Genomic DNA, 1,926 nt, shown 5'->3' on the forward strand with positions numbered 1-1,926 from the left:
CCCGCTAGATGATCCCGTTGCCCACGGGGAGGCCGCCCATCAGGCCGGCCGCGCCCTGCCCGGCACCCTGGCTGTGGCCCTTGCCCTTGGAGCCCTTCGGCGCCGCGGCACGCGCGGCGTCCACGACGTCCGTCGCCTGCCCGGCGGCCCCCTTCGCCTTGCCGGCGTGCGGGTGGCCCGGTGCCGAGTGGGCGGCGGCGGCACCCGCACCCGCGACTGCCACGACCGCACCGACGGCGGCGGCACCGATGATCTTCTTGGTGAACTGCTGCATCTGCACTACGTCCTTGCTTCTGGGGGCTGGTGGCTTGCTGACTTCAGCGGCCCCGCGAACGTAGCGATGGATCCCGATCATCAGCAAACATCCCGACTGTGCCGAAAGTCGGGCCGCCGGCCGTCGGCCGCTCACCTCCGGCGCCTTCCGATGCCGCCCTGTTCAGGCCTTTTCGGTGACGGAGTCGCTGGTCACCGAGGTGCCGGAACGCGACTCCCGGAAGAGCCACTCGGACTTCAGCTCGGCGTAACCGGGCTTGATCACCTCGTTGATCATGGCGAGACGTTCATCGAAAGGGATGAACGCGGATTTCATCGCATTGACCGTGAACCATTGCATGTCGTCCAGCGTGTAGCGGAACGTCCGCACCAGGTGCTCGAACTCCTGGCTCATGCCGGTGCCGCTCATCAGCCGGTTGTCGGTGTTCACCGTCGCGCGGAAGTGCAGGCGGCGCAGCAGCCCGATGGGGTGCTCCTCGTAGGAAGGGGCGGCACCGGTCTGCAGGTTGGAACTCGGGCAGAGTTCGAGCGGGATGCGCTTGTCCCGTACGTACGAGGCGAGCCGGCCCAGCTTCACCGTGCCGACGTCGTCCACCTGGATGTCGTCGATGATGCGCACCCCGTGGCCGAGCCGGTCGGCACCGCACCACTGGAGGGCCTGCCAGATGGAGGGCAGCCCGAACGCCTCACCCGCGTGGATGGTGAAGTGGTTGTTCTCGCGCTTGAGGTATTCGAAGGCGTCGAGGTGGCGGGTGGGAGGGTAGCCCGCCTCCGCACCGGCGATGTCGAAGCCCACGACGCCGAGTTCGCGGTAACGGTTGGCGAGTTCGGCGATCTCCAGGGCACGGGCCGCGTGCCGCATCGCGGTGAGCAGGGCGCCGACGCGGATGCGGTTGCCGTCCGCGCGGGCGCGCCGTTCGCCCTCGCGGAAGCCCTCGTTGACGGCCTCGACGACCTCTTCGAGGGTGAGGCCGCCCTCCAGGTGCTGCTCGGGGGCGAACCGGACCTCCGCGTAGACGACCCCGTCGGCGGCAAGGTCCTCGGCACACTCAGCCGCGACCCGGGTGAGCGCCTCACGGGTCTGCATGACGCCGACGGTGTGCGAGAACGTCTCCAGATAGCGCTCCAGCGAACCGGAGTCGGCCGACGCGCGGAACCAGTGCTCCAGCCGATCGGCCTCGGCCTCCGGAAGGGCGGTGTACCCCGTCTCGCGGGCCAGCTCGATGATGGTGCCGGGCCGCAGACCACCATCGAGGTGATCGTGCAGCAGCACCTTGGGGGCGCGGCGGATCTGCTGCGGGGTGGGGACAGTGTTGAGGGTCTGGCTCGTCATTCACGTACTCTAGCTCCTACGCGCGTAGACGGCACGTAAATATCACGTACACGGCATCCGCGCCACAACACCTGTCCCACTGCGGGATGTTGGTCCCACGCGTACACCGCCGGCCGGTCCGGCCGTTCGATACGGAAAGGTGATCGCGGGGCACGGTACGTACACCCATGCTTCTGCCATCGTTCCTCCCATGGCTCAGCAAGCGTTGCCAGAGCGGGCGGCCCGACTGGGACGGGCGATCGGTGCCGACGAGTCAGGCGCGGGGCCGCACGCCGTGGTGCTGCTGCTCCCGGGCGGCGGCACGGCACACGGCGTACGGC

2 protein-coding genes are annotated in these 1,926 nt (G+C 69.0%); both read right to left on the minus strand.

The window, feature by feature from the left end; all coding sequences use genetic code 11:
* Positions 1-4 precede the first annotated feature (4 nt).
* Positions 5-274: an ATP-binding protein gene (locus tag ACRDP3_RS05540; RefSeq protein WP_431515684.1), complete on the minus strand. Its 270-nt coding sequence runs from the start codon at positions 272-274 to the stop codon at positions 5-7.
* A gap of 162 nt (positions 275-436) precedes the next feature.
* Entirely contained in the window at positions 437-1,606 is a 1,170-nt protein-coding gene (locus ACRDP3_RS05545) for an adenosine deaminase (RefSeq protein ID WP_431515685.1), read from the minus strand.
* Positions 1,607-1,926 lie beyond the last annotated feature (320 nt).

It is taken from the genome of Streptomyces sp. (genome assembly GCF_050698815.1).
In the GTDB taxonomy this organism is placed as follows: Bacteria; Actinomycetota; Actinomycetes; order Streptomycetales; family Streptomycetaceae; genus Streptomyces.

Bases quoted from the DNA above. Each gene is read 5' to 3' on its own strand.
- ACRDP3_RS05540 (WP_431515684.1), bottom strand. From the start codon at position 274: ATGCAGCAGTTCACCAAGAAGATCATCGGTGCCGCCGCCGTCGGTGCG.
- ACRDP3_RS05545 (WP_431515685.1), bottom strand. From the start codon at position 1,606: ATGACGAGCCAGACCCTCAACACTGTCCCCACCCCGCAGCAGATCCGC.